Source organism: Nocardiopsis sp. CA-288880 (assembly GCF_050955985.1).
Lineage (GTDB): Bacteria > Actinomycetota > Actinomycetes > Streptosporangiales > Streptosporangiaceae > Nocardiopsis > Nocardiopsis tropica.
Genome location: NZ_CP192105.1, coordinates 2759995 through 2777818, shown reverse-complemented (window position 1 = coordinate 2777818; position 17824 = coordinate 2759995). Strand labels below are relative to the sequence as shown.

At 73.8% G+C, this 17824-nt stretch carries 13 protein-coding genes; 8 read left to right on the top strand and 5 right to left on the bottom strand.

All coding sequences use genetic code 11. From position 1 onward, the window contains the following. The first annotated feature begins 188 nt into the window (after positions 1-188). The gene (locus ACQPYD_RS11790; protein WP_433701017.1) at positions 189-1001 is read left to right on the top strand and encodes a hypothetical protein; all 813 of its coding nucleotides are present in this window, start codon (positions 189-191) and stop codon (positions 999-1001) included. A gap of 53 nt (positions 1002-1054) precedes the next feature. On the opposite strand, the gene ACQPYD_RS11785 is transcribed toward ACQPYD_RS11790, so the two are convergent. Both ACQPYD_RS11785 and ACQPYD_RS11780 read right to left on the bottom strand, forming a co-directional pair. Then, positions 1055-2857 (bottom strand): hypothetical protein, encoded by a 1803-nt coding sequence (locus tag ACQPYD_RS11785; RefSeq protein WP_433701016.1) that lies wholly within the window; start codon positions 2855-2857, stop codon positions 1055-1057. A gap of 262 nt (positions 2858-3119) precedes the next feature. Next, entirely contained in the window at positions 3120-4181 is a 1062-nt protein-coding gene (locus ACQPYD_RS11780; RefSeq protein WP_433701015.1) for an EamA family transporter, read from the bottom strand. A 71-nt stretch (positions 4182-4252) separates the two neighbouring features. Between ACQPYD_RS11780 and ACQPYD_RS11775 the strand changes: the two genes are divergently transcribed. Further along, a complete protein-coding gene (locus ACQPYD_RS11775) occupies positions 4253-5173 on the top strand; it encodes a LysR family transcriptional regulator (RefSeq protein ID WP_433701014.1) in 921 nt (306 codons plus the stop codon). A 29-nt stretch (positions 5174-5202) separates the two neighbouring features. Here the strand turns inward: ACQPYD_RS11775 and ACQPYD_RS11770 are convergent, their stop codons facing one another. Then, positions 5203-6132: a LysR family transcriptional regulator gene (locus ACQPYD_RS11770; protein ID WP_433701013.1), complete on the bottom strand. Its 930-nt coding sequence runs from the start codon at positions 6130-6132 to the stop codon at positions 5203-5205. Between the two features lie 317 nt (positions 6133-6449). On the opposite strand from ACQPYD_RS11770, the gene ACQPYD_RS11765 reads away from it, so the two are divergent. The 3 genes from ACQPYD_RS11765 (at position 6450) to ACQPYD_RS11755 (ending at position 10725) form a co-directional block, all read left to right on the top strand. After that, positions 6450-6992, top strand: coding sequence for a GNAT family N-acetyltransferase (locus ACQPYD_RS11765; RefSeq protein ID WP_267949456.1), 543 nt, complete (start codon positions 6450-6452; stop codon positions 6990-6992). 339 nt (positions 6993-7331) lie between these two features. Continuing rightward, the gene (locus ACQPYD_RS11760) at positions 7332-8540 is read left to right on the top strand and encodes a hypothetical protein (protein ID WP_433701012.1); all 1209 of its coding nucleotides are present in this window, start codon (positions 7332-7334) and stop codon (positions 8538-8540) included. A 76-nt stretch (positions 8541-8616) separates the two neighbouring features. Continuing rightward, a complete protein-coding gene (locus ACQPYD_RS11755) occupies positions 8617-10725 on the top strand; it encodes an FUSC family protein (RefSeq protein ID WP_433702028.1) in 2109 nt (702 codons plus the stop codon). A 68-nt stretch (positions 10726-10793) separates the two neighbouring features. Here the strand turns inward: ACQPYD_RS11755 and ACQPYD_RS11750 are convergent, their stop codons facing one another. After that, positions 10794-11447, bottom strand: coding sequence for a cyclase family protein (locus tag ACQPYD_RS11750; RefSeq protein WP_433701011.1), 654 nt, complete (start codon positions 11445-11447; stop codon positions 10794-10796). Positions 11448-11698: 251 nt separating this feature from the next. On the opposite strand from ACQPYD_RS11750, the gene ACQPYD_RS11745 reads away from it, so the two are divergent. From ACQPYD_RS11745 to ACQPYD_RS11735, 3 genes are all read left to right on the top strand, one after another. Then, positions 11699-12382 carry a lysophospholipid acyltransferase family protein gene (locus ACQPYD_RS11745; protein ID WP_433702027.1) on the top strand — a complete coding sequence of 228 codons (684 nt, stop codon included), beginning with the start codon at positions 11699-11701 and terminating at the stop codon, positions 12380-12382. 292 nt (positions 12383-12674) lie between these two features. Beyond that, positions 12675-14021, top strand: coding sequence for an FAD-dependent oxidoreductase (locus ACQPYD_RS11740; protein WP_433702026.1), 1347 nt, complete (start codon positions 12675-12677; stop codon positions 14019-14021). 381 nt (positions 14022-14402) lie between these two features. Next, on the top strand, positions 14403-17270 hold the full coding sequence (locus ACQPYD_RS11735) for a penicillin-binding transpeptidase domain-containing protein (protein ID WP_433701010.1): 2868 nt from the start codon (positions 14403-14405) through the stop codon (positions 17268-17270). Between the two features lie 142 nt (positions 17271-17412). Here ACQPYD_RS11735 and ACQPYD_RS11730 read toward each other — a convergent pair whose 3' ends face one another. Continuing rightward, positions 17413-17802, bottom strand: coding sequence for a DUF3040 domain-containing protein (locus ACQPYD_RS11730; RefSeq protein ID WP_433701009.1), 390 nt, complete (start codon positions 17800-17802; stop codon positions 17413-17415). Between the last annotated feature and the right edge of the window lie 22 nt (positions 17803-17824).

Sequence of the window (17824 nt, the reverse complement as noted above, 5' to 3'; positions counted from 1 at the left end):
CGCCCGCGATCGGGGACGGGGCCCGGCGGTCCCCGGTCCCTCCTCCGGGCGGCCGGCCGCCGGGACGGTCCGCCACCGCGCGTATGCATCCTCCCAATTCGCCTCCATGTGCGGTGAGCGGCGTGAACGCGCGGGTAGTCGGGTGGGCGGGGCTCTCGCGGGGGGTCCACGACCGTGAGGAGGCGACCATGGGACGGCGCAGCGCGGCGCAGGAGGCCGGGACCGTCGGGGGAGCGGTACCGGCCCAGGCCGACCACCGGGAGGGAGGGGCGGGGACCTGGCCCGAGATCCGCCTCCCCGACAACACCGGGATCGACGAGCGGATCCGCGGCTTCGGGGCCGACCCGGCCACCAAGCAGCCCCTCAAGTCGGTGTCCGTCGACCGCGTGGACTGGACCAGGTCGGACGCGCGTTCCCTCCTGGAGGAGTGCCTGAAGGACTCCAAGTGGCGGAAGGCGGTACTGGTCCGTTCGGAGCGGCTGAAGTTCTGGCCGGGCGGGTTCAAGGCGGTCGGCGACGCCGTCGTCAACTGCACCGGTTCTCCGGTCGGCCGCTCGGTGGGATGGTCGCAGACGGTGTCGACCACGCACGGTCTGACGCTCTCCGCCAGCGCGTCGGTGGGTTTCGAGGACGTTCTCACAGCCTCGTTCTCGATGTCCTACAGCGTCTCCTGGACCGTGTCCAAGACCTTCACCGACACGACGGCGGTGACCGTCCCGTCCCGGCACATGGGGTGGTTGGAGCGCAGCCCCACCCTGCAGACTCTCGAGGGCGAGATCTGGATGCTGCTCGACGACGCCAAGACGGCCCTCTGGGGATCGGCCACGATCACCGGCCAGGCCACCGACGGCCGCCCCGAGGGGATGCTGGTGGCCAAGGAGCGCCGACTCTCCTCCGACGAGGAGAAGAAGTGGTGCACCACGCGCCAGGAACATGTGCCCGTCCTGCCCGCGGCGCTTGTGCCGATGCTGGACGGGACGACGACCACCCCGCGCGACTGACCTGTGCGGCGGAGCGCCCCGTCCCCGCGGCGGGGACCGCGGGGACGGGCGGGTCAGCGGCGCAGGAGTTCGCGGATGTTGACCACGAGCAGGAGCACCACGATGACCGCGATGGGGACGGCGATCGCGATCCGCCAGTCGGCGATGAACGCGGCCACGATCCCGACGGCGAGCCCGATCACGAAGGCCGCGATCGCCAGGCCGGTGAGGTACTGGATGAACTTACGGCGGGCGACCGAGTCGACGGCGGCGAAGGCCACCACGACCCCGAGCATCGCGTAGAGCGTGAACTGCCCGTCCAGCAGGAACATGGGCAGGGCCAGGGACACCAGCAGGAGCGGGGTGCTCAGGGCCACCCACAGGTGCAGGAAGCGGGTGGTGCGCTGCTGCCCGGAGGAGTACGGCAGGTGCGGGGCCTTGAGGTGCCCGGTCGGCGTGGGCACCAGGGGCGTCTCGGAGGCCAGGGCCCGGAGGTGGGTGTCCCGTTCGTCCGCGGTCAGCACGCGCTTCTCGTAGACCTGGGCCAGCTCCTCCTCCAGGGCCTCGATCTGCTCGGTGTACTCGCGGGCGCGCGGCCGGGAGTGCGCCTCCCGGGACAGGGCCATGCGGGCGGAGTCGAGCTGGCGCAGCTCGTGGCGGCGGCGCAGGACGTCGGCGTCCATCTCTCGCAGGCGCTCGTCCAGGACCCCCACGTGGGAGCGGAGCTCGGCGCGGGCGGCGGCCTCGGTCGGCGCGACCTTCTGGAGGCCGACCCAGGCCAGCGGGTCCGCCCACGAGCGGCGGATGGTGCCGTCGCGCTCGTAGCGGGGGCCGCTGGGCGCGCGCTCCCCGTCGAAGAAGTCGCGGGTGTCGCGCCCCCACAGGCCGCGGAAGCCCTTCAGCCAGGGGGTGTCGTCGTCGATCAGGACGGCGTACCACTCGCGGTCGCCGCCGGGGCCGAGGCGTTCGCCGTCGCCGCGCGCGTAGTCGACGAAGGGGACGCCGATGCCGTGGCGGTTGATGGCGCTGTCCGCGCGGAAGACGCGGTGCGCGATCCACTGCCAGACGCGGATGATGCCGCGCAGGAAGGAGGGGTCCACCTGGATGAGGTAGTCGCCGGGGAGCATCTGGTGGGAGTGCGATCCCGCGCCGACGTAGACCATCGGGTGGTCGCCGTCCCGGTGCAGGTCGGGGTCGTTCCAGCTGCGCCTCAGGTCGTCGCCGTGGTACTCGTGCGAGGAGGCGCCGACCCAGACGGGGCGCGTGGTGCCGTCGGGGTTCTCGACGGCGTAGACGGTGACGCGCTCCCAGTCGGCCTCGTGGTCGTTGACCCCGCCGTAGATGGTCCGCCAGTCGTTCATCGCGTAGAAGAACCAGTACTGGAGGATGATGTAGCCGCCCTCGCGGCTCACCCGGCCGTAGTAGGTGGCGCCGCCGTTGTCGACGCGCTCCCGGTACCGGGTCACCGCCGCGAAGGTGACGCCGCCGGGGACGGCGCCCCGGATGAGCAGGGAGAGCTTCATGAGGATGTCGAGGACCCGGCCCAGGACGCCGACGGCGGCGAGGCGGCCGCTCTTGGGGATGACCGAGCGGGCGACGCCCTTGTAGCGCCGGGCCTCCTCGCGCAGGGTCTCCTCCTGGACGAAGCGGAGGTGCTTGTGGCGCTCGGGCCACTCCTCCTCGGCCTGGGACAGACGGTCGAGGGTCAGCTCCCCCGCGGGGACCAGGACGCGTTCGCGTCCGCCGGGCTCCTCGATCCACAGGCTGCAATTGCGTACGTAGGCGTCCACGTCGGTGGGGAAGAAGAGTTCCCCCTTCGTGCACATGAGCACGGGTTCGTGGGCGCGCAGGAGTTCGAGATCAGATTTCGCGGCCATGATCGCACCAAGCTAGTGCATGCGGACTGTCCGATACACGGAGCGAATTCCCAGCTCAGAGCCCGTTCCCGTACGCAACGTGACGGTCTTCGCTGCTCAGGAGGGCTGTGGTGGCGCGATGACAGCCGGTTTCCGGCCGAATCGGGCCGCTTTCACACCTCAGAAGTGGTGCGTATCACAGTTTCCGGACATGGGGTGACCTCTGGAGCCACGTGCGTCCGGTGCGCCGGGCACCGGGTTCCCGGCGCACCGGCGGACCGGCTCAGGCGGCCCGGTCGGACTCGCTCGGCTCCGGCACCTCCGCCCGCTCCGCCTCCGGGGCCCCGCCACCGGCCGGGGACACGGGCCCGTCCCGGCCCTCGGCGGGAGGCCCCGCCGAGGGCCCGGGGACGGCCTCCCCCGCCCGGCTCCGGCGCGTGGCCTCCGGACCGGGCACCGCGGGCCGGTCGCTCCGGTCGCCCCGGGCCGCGCCCACCCCGGCGACCACCACCAGCGCCATGCCCACGACCTGCACGGCCACGGGCGCCTGGCCGATGACGACCAGGCCCATCACCAGGCTGACCGCGGGCTCCAGGCTGGAGAAGGTGCTGTAGGCGGTCCGGCCCATCCGCTGGAGCGCGACCATCTCCAGCAGGAACGGGACCATCGGGAAGAGCAGCGCGATCACCAGCGTGAACAGGATGAGGTCCACGTCCGGGGCGGTGAACACGGCGGACGCCCCGAAGGGCGCGCTGACCAGCGATCCCACCGTCATGGCCAGCGCCAGGCCGTGCACGGCCCCGAAGCCGGCGCCCACCCTCTGGGTCAGCACGATGTAGGCGACCACGCAGACCGCCCCCGCCAGGGCGAAGCCGACCCCGGCCAGGTCGAGGTCCCCCCGCCAGGGCCGGGTGAGGCAGAGCACGCCGAGCACGGCCGCGGCGATCCACACGAGTTCGCGCCGGCGGCGCATGGCGGCCACGGCCACGACGAGGGTGCCGAGGAACTCGATCGAGGTGGCGGCGCCGAGCTCGATCCGCGCCGTCGCCTCGGAGTAGAACAGCATCATCCCCGCGCTCGCCGTGCCCAGGATCACCACGGCCCCCAGCTCGCGCGGCGTCGCCGCGCGCACGGCGCGCCACAGGGAGCGACCGCCGAGGGCCAGCAGCAGGACCGCCGCCCACGTCAGCCTGAGCCAGGTGACGGTGGCCGGACTGGCGTGCGCGAACGCGGTGACGGCCAGGGCGCTGCCGGTGTGCAGGGTGAACATGCCGATGAGCAGCATGACCGGCGCCGGGACCGGGGGGCGGGCACGGCGCAGCGAGGACACGAATGAGGGGATCACCCGACCATTGGATCCGAGAGGTTCGTTTCTGTCCACGAACCGATGGTTGATGGACCGTGTAGTTTCGGTGGATGGATTTCACCCGGTTGGGCCTGCTCGTGGAACTGGAGCGCCTGGGCACGATGGCCGCAGTGTCCGAGGTCACAGGCATGAGCACGTCGGCGGTCTCCAAACACTTCGCCGTCCTGGAGAAGGAGGCCGGCGTCCCCCTCCTGGCGCCCGACGGCCGCCGCGTGCGCCTCACGCCGGCGGGGCGGCGGCTCGCGGAGCACGCGGTGGACATCCTGGCGCGGGTGGAGGCGGCCCGGGCCGAGTTCGAGGGCGAGGGCGAACCCGTCGGCCGCGTCGACCTGGTGATGTACACGAGCGCCGCGCCCGTGGTGCTTCCCGCCCTGCGGCGCCTGCGGCAGGACCACCCGGGCATCGAGGTCCAGCTGACCGAGCACGAGTCGGAGCAGGCGCTCACCCTCCTCCAGACCGGGGGCGCGGACCTGGGGGTCGTGTACCAGTACAGCCTTCTTCCCCGGAATTTCCCGGGAACCCTGACGGTGCGCCCGATCGGCTGCGAGGAGCTGCTGCTGTCCCAGCCGTCCGAGGGCGCGGACAGCCGGACCCTGACCCGGCGGCGGCTGCGGGAGCTGTCCGGGGCGTCGTGGATCGCCAGCCCCTACCGGGGGGACGAGGAGGCGCTGGTGCAGCGGATGTGCGCCGACGCCGGCTTCACGCCGCGCATCGCGCACCGCGTCGACACCATGGAGCTGTTCGAGGAGCTGGTCGCGGCGGGGCTGGGCATCGGCGTGGCCCCGCGCCTGGCGGCGGTGACCCGCCGCGGCGTGGCGCACGCGCCCCTGGGAGAGCTGGGCGGGGTGAGAGAGGTCTTCCTGGCCGGTCGCACCGGCGGGTGGGCGTGGCGGCCGATCCAGCTGGTGGCGCGGTACCTGCACGAGGCGGCCGGGGAGGTCCTGGACGACGTCCCGCCGCTGCCCGCCTGAGCCGGGGGCACCGCCCCCGGCGCCCCCGGTCAGCCCGCGATGGCGAAGGGTCCCACGGACGGCACCGGGACCTTGCTGGCGGCCTCCCGGACGGCGGTGAGCAGGGGCTCGGGGGACGAGCCGGCCCGGGACAGGGCGACGATGTGCCTGCGCGCCGTCTCGCGCACGCCCCGCACGACGATCTGCGGCGCATGCAGCCCCGTCCAGGCCAGCCGCGGCATCAGGGCGATGCCCAGGCCGGCCTGCACCAGGGAGAAGACGGCGCTGAAGTCGTCGACGGTGTGCACCACGCGCGGCTGGAAGCCCGCCTGGTTGGCCGCGCCGGACACGCACTCGTGCCAGGCGGTGCCGGGCGCGGACATGATCCAGTCCTGGTCGGACAGGTCCTCGGCCAGGTGGAGGCTGGTGCGGGCGGCCAGCGGGTGCTGGTACGGCAGGATCGCGTCGAGCAGTTCCACCATGACGGGGTCGACCCGGAAGTCGGGGTCGCCCGAGGCGGGCAGGTGCCGGGTGGACATGGTCAGGGCCACGTCCAGGCGCCCGGAGCGCACCATCTCGGCGCTCTCCTCGGGCTCGGCCTGGACGACCTCGAAGGACCACTCCGGGTGGCTGGTGCGCAGGCGCGCGAGGGCCGGGGCCACGAGGTCGCTGATCCCCGTGGAGAAGGAGCCGACGCGGATGACGCCGCGGTCGCCCTTCGCGTACTCGGCGAGGTCGGCGGTGGCCCGCTCCATCTCCGCGAAGATGACGTGCGCGCGCTGGAGCAGCACCCGCGCGGCGCCGGTGAGCAGGAAGCGGCGGCCCTGGCGTTCGACGAGGGGGACCCCGGCCTCCTTGGCCAGGACGGCGAGCTGCTGGGAGACCGCCGACGGGGTGACGTTGAGCGCCTCCGCCGTCGCCGCCACCGTGCGGTGGTGTTCGAGTGCCTGGAGGAGCTGCAACCGCCGAACGTCGATCATGCGATCCAACTTATGACAGTACGCACAGGTTTCCGTGTGGTTTCCGTCCTGTTGCCCCAGCTCGGAAGGTGATTCCGTGCACACTGCCGAAGCGTGGCCCAACACCGGGCGAACCCTGGATTTACCAAGGAAAGAATCAAACTAATTCTCATGGTGCGATCTCGTGCATCTCTTTTTTTCGTGTCACGCCCATTCGGGTCGACACCGACACGTACAGTCGGAACACAGCTCAACCACGGGTCTCCGCTCTGGGGACCCCGGGGGATCAGCACCCAATGCTGGTGGGAACGGGTGAGAAGAACATGCAAACTTCGCTGATGACCAAACCTCGTACGACCGACGTCGGTCTCCTCAGCTTCCGCTACCTGGGCGCGCACGAGGTGGAGGAGCTCGCGGACCTGTGGGGCGCCCTCCACCAGCAGCACACCCTGAGCGCCTCGCACCTGTCGGACATCATCAGCGCCACGAGCCTGGACGAGTCCTGGCGGCGCCGCCGCGCACAGTACCTGGCCTGGCTGTCCGACCCCGACACCATGGCGATTCTCGCCGAGAGCGGCGAGGACCTGGCGGGGTACGCGATGGTCACCATCCGCGAGAGCGCGCAGGGCAGCTGGGACCGCGGGACCCGAGTGGCGGTCGTGCAGACCTTCGCGATCGACCCGGAGTACGACTCCAGCGGGGTCGGGTCGAAGCTGCTGGAGGAGGTGCGCCGCCAGCTCGCCTCCATGGGCATCCGCGACATCGAGTTCTCCGCGCTGGCCACCGCGTCCGAGGACATCAGCTTCCTGGAGCGGGAGGGCTTCCGCCCCTTCGTGACGACCATGGTCTGCCGCGTGGACGGCTTCGGCGCCCACGACTGAGCCCCTCCCCCGACGCCCTCCGCGGACGCGTCCGGGCCCGCCCCCGAGGCGCGGGCCCGGCAGGCGCCCCCGCCGCGCCCCGCACCGATCCTGTCCGGTGCGGGGCGCGGCGCACTCCGTCCCGGGTGGCACTGAGCCTCGTCCCGGGTGAGACGGCCCAGTCCGGCCCCTCGGCTCCGACGGAGACGACGCGCCGTCCCACGACGACGCCGCGGAACGCGTCCGGGAGGGTCCGGGGCGGCGACGCGAGGGGGGGCTCCCCGCAGGCCCGAACCCCTCGCGTCGCGGGAGGGCGACACACCCCGGCGGCGGGCGGCGGCGAACCGCTACGCTCACCCCGTGGCCACCTCCGACTCCAACACCTGCAACTTCCCCGGCTGCGACCGGCCGGTGCCCCGCGCGTCCTCCCCCGGACGTCCTCCCCAGTACTGCGGACTGCCGGAGCACACCCGGTGGCGCGCCTGGAAGGAACGCCAGCGCCAGGCCCAGGAGGCCGAGCGCCAGGAGGAGGCGGCGCGGGCCGCCCAGGAGCCGGCCCCCGGCGCCTCCCCGGTGCCGGGCGCCGAGCCCGTCACCGCCGCGCGCCTGCGCGCGGACGACCTCCTCACCCGGTTCGCCGTGCAGAGCGAGCAGCTCACCGCCACCCTGCGGGCCGCGACCGAGGCCTTCTCCACCATGACCGATCCGGCCGCCGCCGAGGCCCAGGTGGAGGCGGCGCGCCTCGCGGGCGCGCGGCACGCCGCGGAGGCCGACGGGGCCCGGCTGGAGGCGGAGAACCGCCGCCGTGAGGCCGAGACCGCGCGCCGGGTCGCGGAGGACGCGGCCGCCGCCGCCGTGGCCGCCGCCCAGGAGGCCGAGCGGATGGCCGACGAGGCCCTGTCCGCCCGGGACGCCGCCCGGGAGGAGCGCGACCGGCACGAGGCCGCGGCACGCGCCGCCGCCGTCGAGCGCGACGCCGCCACCGCGGAGGCCAACGCCGGGCTGGCCTCGGCCGAGCGCCGGATCGCCGGGATCACCGCCCGGGCGGCGGAGGAGCTCGACCGCGAGCGCGCCGACGCCGCGCGGCGGGTGCAGCACGCCAGGGCCGAGGCGGAGGGGCTGCGCGCCGAGGCCGCGGAGCACGCGCGCCGCCGCGACGAGGCGGTCCTGGCGGCGGAGAGCGCCCTGGCCCGCGCGGAGCGCGCCGAGGCGCAGGCGCACCGGTCGGCCGAGGACCTGTCCGCCGAGCGGGAGCGGTTCGGCGCAGAGACGGCCCGCGCCCAGGAGCGGCTGGAGTCCGACCGCGCGGCCGCGGCGGCCGAGCGCGAGCGCCTGGCGGCGGAACTCGACCGGCTCACGGCCGACCGCGAGCGCCTGGCCGCGGAGCTCGACTCCCAGCGCCGCAACGCCGAGCTGACCCTCGCGGAGTCCAGGGAGGCCGCCGCCGCCCGCCTCTCCCTGGCGGAGGAGGCCCGCGACAGGGCGGTGGAGCGGGCCGAGCGGGCGGAGGCCGAACGCGACGAGGCTGTCGCCTCGGCCGCCGCTGCGGTACAACAGTCGTCCAAGTAGTCACCTAAGTACCGGTTCATCCCGGTCTAGGATGGAAGCCGTGCGAGATCTGGGAACCACAGGAGACACCGGGCCGATGAACCTGGGCGGTTCCCACGCCTCCGACGACGGTCCCGGCGCGGACGCGGACAAGGGGCCCCGGCGGGCCCAGGTCGGAGAGCGCCCCCGCCCCCGCGTGGACCTGAAGGCCGTCTTCGGCCTGGAGGCCGGGGCGTGGGCGTGGACCACCGCGGCCCAGGCCACCATCGCGATGACGGTGTCGTTCGCCCTGGCCGCCCTCGTCTTCGGCCCGCAGATCGGCACCCTGGCCGCCCTGGGGTCCATGACCGTCCTGTACGAGAAGAAGACCCCCTACGCCTACCGCTCCGCCGCCCTCGCCCTGGTGGGCCTGGGCTTCGTCGCCGCCGTCGCGGTCAACTCCATGGCCGCGTCCCTGTCCCCGTGGGCGGCGGTTGCCTCCATCGGCCTGACCGCCGGGGTCGCCACCTGGGTCTGCGCGGCCTGGCGCGTCGACAAGCCCGGGCCGATGTTCTTCGTGCTGGTCGCCACCATCTCCACGATCGCCCCCGGGACCCTGGCCGACGTACCCCTGCACGCGCTGGTCGCGGCCCTGGGCGCGGCGGTCGGGTGGGCCGTCTCCATGTCGGGGGCGCCCCTGCGCGCCCGGCACCCCGAGTACCAGGCCGTGGCCGCGGCCTTCCGCGCGCTGGGCTCCCTGCTGCGTTCCGTGGGGACCCCGGACCTGGACCACGCCCAGCACAAGGCGTCGACGACCCTCGCGGACGCCTGGCGCATCGTCCTGCTGGGGCAGACCCGCGGCTACCGCACCACGGCCGAGGCCGCCAGGCTGCGCGCCCTGCTCCGGTGGGTGTCCGACATCCACCTGGCCGCGACCCAGGTGTGCATGGCGCGCCCCTCCCCGCTTCCGGAGGAGGTCTCGGAGTACGCCGACGCCCTGGCCCTGGCCGTGGCCGACCCGGGCCGGGCCCCCGACCCCGACTCCCTGGACGAACTGCGCCGGGGCATGCGCCCGCGCTCGCTGGAGGCCAGGCTCTACTCGCTGCTCTCCCGGGCCGCGCACTCCGCCCGGCGGGCGGGCCAGGACGGGGAGGACGACGAGCGCACGGAGACACTGCACGACGAGCGCTACCCCGCGCTGTGGGGCGCCCTGCGCTCCAGCCTGAGCGGGGACTCGCTCATCCGCCCGACCGCGCTGCGCATGTGGGTGACGGTCACCGCGGCGGGGGCGTTCGGCCTGTGGCTGGGCCTGGACCACTACTACTGGGTGGCGCTGACCACGACGGCGGTCCTCCAGGCCGGAAACGTCGTGCTGACGATGAACCGCTCGGTGCAGCGCTCGCTGGGCACCCTGCTGGGCGTGGTCGTCGGTGCCGGGCTGCTCATGCTCGACCTGCCGCTGGCGGCGGTCATCGTGCTGGCCGGGGTGCTCCAGGGGGCCACGCAGCTGGTGGTCGGGCGCAACTTCCTCTACGCCTCGGTGCTGCTGACCCCGATGGCGCTGCTGCTGTCCTACACGGCCTCGCCGCACCCCATCACCGCGCTGGCCGAGTCGCGGATCATCGACACCGTGGTGGGGTCGGCGTTCGGCATGGCGGGCTCGCTGCTCCTGTGGCGCAAGGCGTCGGCGACCCGGCTGCCGCAGGCCATCGCGGGCGTTCTGGCGACCACCCGCCAGTGCATGCTGGCGGTGCTGGACCAGGAGGTGGAGATCGGCTCCGGGCGCCGCTACCGGCTCCGGCGCGACATGCGCGCGGCCCTGGTGAGCCTGCGCGGCGTGTACGAGAGCGCCATCGGCGACGTCCCGCGCGCCGCCTCGACCCGGCCGCTGTGGCCCGTGGTCGTGGCCACCCAGCGCATCGGCTACCTCGCCCTGGCGGCGCTGGCGCAGGACCGCAAGCCCGAACCGGTGGGCGTCATCACGCTCCAGAGGGTGGACCTGGCGTTCGGGGAGCTGATCTCGGCGATAGAGGAGCGCCGCACGCCGCGGCTGGGCGCGCTGCCGAGGCTGGCCGCCTACCCCCGGATCAACATGGAGCTGCGGGCGCTGTCCAACTCGATGACCAGCGCCGTCGCCCAGGACGAGCGCGCCGCCCAGCAGGAGGTCGAGCGGCGGGCCCAGCGGGAGCGCAACCGGGCCCAGAAGGACGTGGACGCCGACCTGTGACCCCGGGGCGCGTGCCCCGGGACGGACGGATGCCGGGGACGCGGTCCCCGGCACGCGCCCGGCGGCGGTCAGTCGGTGAGGGCGAAGGCCCGCACGGGGAAGGCCGCCATCCCGCGGACCTTGGGGGGCGCCGCGAAGAAGGTGAACCCCTCGTCGGGGAGCTGGTCGAGCAGGCACAGGTGCGAGACGACGGGGATCCCCGCGGCGAGGAGGACGGCCAGCGCGGGCCTGGCCCCCTCCGCCGCGGGAGAGGTGTCGTCCACGCCCACCGAGTCGATGCCCACCAGGACGGCCCCGGCCTCCACGAGGGCCTTGGCGGCGGTCTCGGTCAGGCGCGGGTGGTCGAAACGGCCGTAGGCCTCGGTCCGCCAGTGCCTGTCCCACCCCGTGCGCACGAGCACCGCGCGACCGCGCAGGTCGAGGCCGCCGAAGGCCTCCGGGCCGATCTCGGGGGACGACGCGGCGGTGACGACCGTGCCGGGAAGGCCGGCCACGCGCGCCAGGTCCAGGTCGGCGAGGTCGGCGCCGTCGCGGTAGCGGTGGGCGGGCATCTCGACGTAGGTGCCCGTGGCTCCCACCATCGTGACGCGGCCGCTGCTGTCGCCGTGGCCGGGCACTGCGCCGGGGACGGAGACCCCCTCCCGGACGGCCGGCCGGGGGACGCCCGGGCTGGTGGTCATCCCGTCGGTGATCTGGTGGCTGACGTCGACCAGTTTCGGCATGGCTGTTCTTCCTCGCTTCACGAGCGCGTCCGGATGCTGGGCCCCCGACCTGCGCCAGAGGTCTAGACCATCAGCGTAGCGCGTGTGACCCACGGCACGGCAGTGTCCGAGGGAACAGGCCCGACCGCGCCTCGGCCCCGCCTCCCGCTCCGGACCCCCGCTAGGCTCGAGGGCGCGCGGACCATCGGGAGCCCTCGGGAAGTCCGTACACCCCACGGACCCACCACCCACCGAGAAGAGGCGACCTCATGGTGTCACTTTACGCAGCCGCCAAGGCCGTCATCGCGCCGGCCACCCGCGTGGTGTGGCCGCAGCGCGTGGAGGGCGCGGCCCACGTCCCCCCGAAGGGGCCGGTGATCCTGGCCTCCAACCACCTCGCGCTGATCGACCCGCTCTTCATCGGCGTGGCCTGCCGCAGGCCGGTCCGCTTCATCGCCAAGCAGGAGCTCTTCGACGAGGGCACCCTGCCCCGGCGGCTCTTCGCCCGCGCCCTGCGCGCCATCGGCCAGCTGTCGGTGGACCGGCGCCCCGGCGAGAGCGCACAGGAGGCCATGAACAACAGCCTGGCCGTCCTGGAGGGCGGGGAGGTCTTCGGCATCTTCCCCGAGGGCACGCGCTCCCCCGACGGGCGCCTGTACAAGGGACAGACGGGGCTGGCGTGGCTGGCGCTGACCACGGGCGCGCCCGTGGTCCCGGTGGCCCTGACCGGCACCGAGCGCATCCTGCCCCCGGGCCGCAAGGTCCCCTCCCTCAACCGCGTGGGGGTGCGGTTCGGCGAGCCGGTGGACCTGTCGCCCTGGAAGGACAAGGCCCACAAGGCGCGTCCGCGCCGGGAGGCGACGGACGCCGTCATGGACGCCATCGCCAAGCTCTCCGGCCAGGAGCAGGTGCCCCGGTTCGCCTCGTCGGTCAAGGCCGAGCTCGAACAGGGGTGACTTTCCCCACAGGCGCGCGGGGGCTGATTCGCCCGTGACGGGGCGTTGACCCCTGATTGAGGACCACGGGCGACACCCGCGGAACGCCGCGGACCCCGCCCCCACCAGGGACGCCCGCCCGCAGGGCGGCGCCGGACCCCTTCCACGCCCCTGGGGGCGGGAGCAGAATTGTCTACCATTATAGTAGGTTTTCCCGGTGCCAACACCGGATAGATTAGGCAAGCCTTACCTTTTGATGGCGTCCGACTCTGGCGCGAAGACTTGGAGCTGTGCGATGACGCGACCACTGCGAGTGGGAATCGTGGGTGCGGGGCCTGCGGGGATCTACGCCGCGGACCTGCTCACCAAGGACGAGACCCTGTCCGCGTGCGGCACGTCCGTCAGCATCGACATCCTCGACAAGCTGCCCGCCCCCTACGGTCTGGTCCGCTACGGCGTCGCACCGGACCACCCCCGGATCAAGCAGATCCAGGGGGCCCTCCACAAGATCCTCGACAAGCCGGAGATCACCTTCTACGGCAACGTCGAGTACGGCGTGGACCTCAAGCTGGAGGACCTGCGCCGCCACTACGACGCGGTCGTCTTCTCCACCGGCAGCGACCGCGACCGGCCGCTGGACATCCCCGGCGTGGACCTGCCCGGGAGCCACGGCGCCGCCGACTTCGTCTTCTGGTACGACTCCCACCCCGACGTCCCACCCTCCTGGCACGTCGAGGGCACCAGCGTCGCCGTGATCGGCGCGGGCAACGTCGCCGTCGACGTCGCGCGCATCCTCGCCAAGAGCGCGGACGACCTGCTGGACACCGACATCACCGACAACGTGTACGAGGGGCTGCGCGCCAAGCAGATCACCGACGTCCACGTGTTCGCCCGCCGCGGCATCGCCCAGTGCAAGGCCACGCCGATGGAGCTGCGCGAGCTCGACAAGCAGCCCGGCGTCGAGGTCATCGTGTACCCCGAGGACTTCGACATGGACGAGGGCAGCCTCCGCTCCTGCGAGGAGTCCAACCAGGTCAAGACCAACGTCAAGGTCCTCCAGAACTGGGCGATCCGCGACCCGCGCGGCGCCGAGCGCCGCCTGCACCTGCACTTCCTGCACAGCCCCGTGGAGATCCTCGGCGAGGACCGGGTCACCGGCTTCCGCACCGAGCGCATGGAGCTGGACGGCGAAGGCGGCGTCCGCGGGACCGGCGAGTACGTCGACCACGAGGTCCAGGCCGTCTACCGGGCCATCGGCTACCTGGGGTCGCCCCTGGCCGACCTGCCCTTCGACGAGGAGCGCGGTGTCGTCCCCAACACGGGCGGCCGCGTCCTGGACCTGGACGAGAAGCACATCGACGGCGTCTACGCCACGGGGTGGATCAAGCGCGGTCCCGTGGGCCTCATCGGCCACACCAAGGGCGACGCCCTGGAGACGGTCACCAACCTGGTGGCCGACCGCGAGTCCTTCACCCCCGCCGCCGAGCCCGACCCGGTCGCCTTCCGGTCCCTGCTGGAGGAGCGCGGCGTGGACTACACCACCTGGGAGGGCTGGCAGCGGATCGAGGCCCGCGAGGAGGAGCTGGGGGCCGAGCGCGGCCGCAAGCGCCTCAAACTGCGCTCCCGCGAGGAACAGACCAGCATCGCACGCCAGGCCTGACAGGGCGTGTGAGCTTCCCCGGCCGGTCCCGCGCCCCTCTGCGGGACCGGCCGCACCCCCTTCCCGCACGGGTCGGGTTCCCACCGTGAGATTGCGCATGTGCGATCGCCGCCCCGTACCGGAACAACGGCGTCGGCCGATGGGTTAGAGTCACTGTTGGTCGGTGTGGTAGCAAGTGTCCCCCGGGCCTCAACTATTGCCTTCGCGGAATACCGCGTCCGGCCCCGCCCTCGGGCGGGTGACCGTACGGCCAGGAGCCCCGTTGTGCCCCGCGCCGAGAGGCGACCGCCATGCCGACCTTCATCCTCGTGCCCCGCTCCCACCGAGGTGGGAGCGGGGCATCGTGGTATCTCCAGGCAACGTAGCGAAGGACGGTCAGGCGTGGACGAACGGTCCCCCCGGCAGCCGGATTCCTCCGGGCCGCCCGAACAGTCGGACGAGACCCCGGTAGGCGATTCGCGCCCCGAGAACCCCTACCGCATCCCCCGGCGGCCCCAACCGCCGAGCCCGGCCGAGAGCGGGGGGTTCGGTTACGAGCACCCCCGACCTGCGGACCCGGCGCCCTCCGGCGAACCGGAGCCCGCCGCTCCGGCCCAGCCGTGGGAACCACCGCGGGGACGGCACGGACACCCGGAGGAGGACGACTCCTTCGAGCGTTCGGCATCGACGTGGGACAACCCCTACAGGGAGTCCGCGGACCGGGACTCGCCCCCGGCCGGGGCGGCGTCCTCCGGGTGGGACTCCCCCCGGCACGGCGAGCCCTCCGCGGAGCCGTGGAGCGCCGCCGACGCGGACGCGCGCCCCCGCGACCCCTGGGACGCCCCCTCCGGCGAGGCCCCCGCCCCGAGCGCGTGGGACGCCCCCTCCGACCCCGACCGGCCCCGCGCCTGGGACGCCCCGGCCGGCGGATCCCCCGCCCCTGACGCATGGGACAACCCCCCCGGCGGAGAGCCCTCCACCGAGTCCTGGAGCGACACCGCCCGGACCTGGAGCGCCGCCGACGCGGACGCGCGCCCCCGCGACCCCTGGGACGCCCCCTCCGGCGAGGCCCCCGCCCCGGACGCATGGGATACCCCCTCGGGAAGGACCCCCTCCGACGAGTCGTGGAACCCCCCCGGCGCGGACGCGAGGCCCGACGACTCCTGGGACACCCCCTACCCCGCCGCCCAGGGCCCCTCCGGCGACTGGAACGCCTCCCGCGAGCCCAGCGGCCCCCAGCCCGCGCACGACTCGTGGCAGGAGCCGCACGCGGAGTCCGGGCCGGGCCCGGACGGCCGCGGCGGCACGTGGGACGAGGACCCCTACCGGAGCCCCGGCGAACCGGGTCGGGAGCCCCGCCCCGCGGCGCAGGGCGCCCCGGACGACCGGTCCGACGGCTGGGACGACGACCCCTACCGGGGACAGCCCGTCCACCAGGGCGACACCCCCTATCCGGGGAGCGAGCCCCACCGCGACGACGCGGAGAACCGCGCGGCGGCGGACCCGGCGTCCGGCCAGGGCTTCGAGTACCTGTACAACGGCGGCTCCGGCCCGGAGGGTCCCGACGGGCCCGACGACGCCTACGACCCCGGCCCGCCCCCGCCCCGCAAGTCGCGGCGCGGCCTGCTCATCGGCCTCGTCTCCGCGGTGGTGGTGCTGGCGCTCGTCGGCGGCGGCGTGTCCTGGTACGTGCTGACCATGCCCCAGCCCGAGGAGGCCACCGCCGAGTACCAGGCCTCCTGGGAGGCGCAGGACTACGAGCGCCTGGCCGCCGTCACCAGAGGCGACGACGCCGCCGAGATCCTCGGCGGCATCGACGCGGGCCTGGGCGTCGACTCCATCGAGGTGGAGGTCGGCACGCCCACGACCGACGGCGGCACCGGCAGCGCGCCCTACGAGGTCACCATGTCGCTGACCAACGCCGACGACTGGGGGTGGGAGGGGGAGCTCCCCCTCATCCGCGAGGACGGCGCGTGGTGGGTCGACTTCTCGCCCGAGGTCGCCTACCCCGGACTCGGCGAGGGCCAGGTCCTGGCCCGCACCGCGGTGTGGGGCGAGCGGGGGCAGGTCCTCGCCGCGGACGGCACCCCCTTGGAGGGCGCCCAGATCTCCGGCTCGCTCCAGATGATCGCGGGCTCCCTGGGGGAGGCCACCGAGGAGGACCTCGAACGCCTCGGCCCCGCCTACAGCGTCGGCGACACGGTGGGCCTCGGCGGCCTCCAGCTCACCTACGAGGAGCAGCTGGCCGGCGAGGCGGCGACCACCATCCTGATGGTGGACGCCGCACAGGCCGAGGACCCCGCCTCGCTGGAGGCGACCGAGGAGAACACGGTCGCCACCCTGGACGGCTCCGACGGACAGGACATCACCACCAGCATCGACATGGGGGTCCAGAGCGCGGCGTCGAGCGCCATCATCGACTCCGACGACCCCGCGGGCCTGGTCGCGGTCCGTCCCTCGACCGGGGAGATCCTGGCCGCGGTGAACGTGCCCGGCGGGTTCAACCGGGCCTTCGAGGGCCAGTACCCTCCCGGCTCGTCGTTCAAGATCGTCACCTACAGCGCCCTCCTGGACAACGGGATGGGCATGGACGCCTCCCTGGACTGCCCCGAGGAGTACGACCTGGGCGGATGGCCGTTCCGCAACGCCGGCGGGGCCGAGTACGGCGCCCAGTCGGTGACCGAGGCGTTCGCGACCTCCTGCAACACGGCCCTCGTGGAGCGGGTCGGCGCGCAGCTCAGCGGCGAGACCCTCCAGGCCAGCGCCGAGCAGTTCGGCATGAACGCCCCGCTGGACATCGGCGTCCCGGCCTTCGAGCCGTCCTTCCCGCCGGTGGACAGCAGCACCATGCTGGGCGCGCAGAGCATCGGCCAGGGCCAGATCCTCACCTCGCCGCTGCACATGGCGACGGTGCCCGCCGCCGTCGCCGACGGTTCCTGGCGCCACCCGGTGCTGGTGACCGAGCCCGCCGCCACCGAGCTGCCCGAGCCGCGGCCGATCGCCAACGCGGAGGCGCTGCGGGGGATGATGCGGGCGGTCGTCACCGACGGCACGGCCGAGAACGTCCCGTTCCAGGGCGAGGTGTTCGGCAAGACCGGCACCGCCGAGTACGGGACCGCCGAGGACGCCGACGAGGACGAGGAGCTCCCCAGTCACGCGTGGATGGTGGGCTACAAGGGCGACGTGGCGTTCGCCGTGGTGGTCGACGGGGGCGGCGGCGGTTCGGCCGTGGCCGCGCCCCTGGCCGCCGCGTTCACCAACGCCCTCTGACGGGAACGGCAACGGGCGGGCACCCACCGGTCGGTGGGTGCCCGCCCGCCGTCGTCCGCGGGGAGGTGGTCGGCGCCGTGCCCGGCCGGGGCCGCCGGGAACCACGGGGGACGGGCCCCCGGGGTTCCTGGCGGCCCGGGTCCTAGCGGCCCGGGTCCTCGTCCACTGCGGGGTCCTCGTCCACGGTCCCGGAACCGGTCCCGGCGGGGTCCTCGTCCGCCGGAGCGACGCCCGCGGGTCCGCTGTCCGGAACGGTGTCCTCCACCGTCTCCGAGGTCCCGGCCGGGACGGGGGGCGGTGGCTGCGGAGCGGTCGGTGTGAGGACGAACAGCAGGACCAGCAGCCCCGCGGTGACCGCGGCGATCAGGCCGCACGCCACCCACGGTTTCCAGCCGTCCAGGCCGGAGTCGGCCATGGCGTCGGGATCGTCCGCCCCGAAGGAGTCCAGGCGTTCGGCAAGGTCCGGTTCGTCCGCGCGGAGCTGCCGCTCGATCTCCTCGAGGATTCTTCGCTCATGCTCTCTCAGGGACATGGCACCCTCCTCAGCCGCTGGG

Coding starts and splice junctions, on each gene's coding strand:
- ACQPYD_RS11790 (WP_433701017.1), top strand. CDS start 189: ATGGGACGGCGCAGCGCGGCGCAGGAGGCCGGGACCGTCGGGGGAGCG.
- ACQPYD_RS11785 (WP_433701016.1), bottom strand. CDS start 2,857: ATGGCCGCGAAATCTGATCTCGAACTCCTGCGCGCCCACGAACCCGTG.
- ACQPYD_RS11775 (WP_433701014.1), top strand. CDS start 4,253: ATGGATTTCACCCGGTTGGGCCTGCTCGTGGAACTGGAGCGCCTGGGC.
- ACQPYD_RS11770 (WP_433701013.1), bottom strand. CDS start 6,132: ATGATCGACGTTCGGCGGTTGCAGCTCCTCCAGGCACTCGAACACCAC.
- ACQPYD_RS11765 (WP_267949456.1), top strand. CDS start 6,450: ATGACCAAACCTCGTACGACCGACGTCGGTCTCCTCAGCTTCCGCTAC.
- ACQPYD_RS11755 (WP_433702028.1), top strand. CDS start 8,617: ATGAACCTGGGCGGTTCCCACGCCTCCGACGACGGTCCCGGCGCGGAC.
- ACQPYD_RS11750 (WP_433701011.1), bottom strand. CDS start 11,447: ATGCCGAAACTGGTCGACGTCAGCCACCAGATCACCGACGGGATGACC.
- ACQPYD_RS11730 (WP_433701009.1), bottom strand. CDS start 17,802: ATGTCCCTGAGAGAGCATGAGCGAAGAATCCTCGAGGAGATCGAGCGG.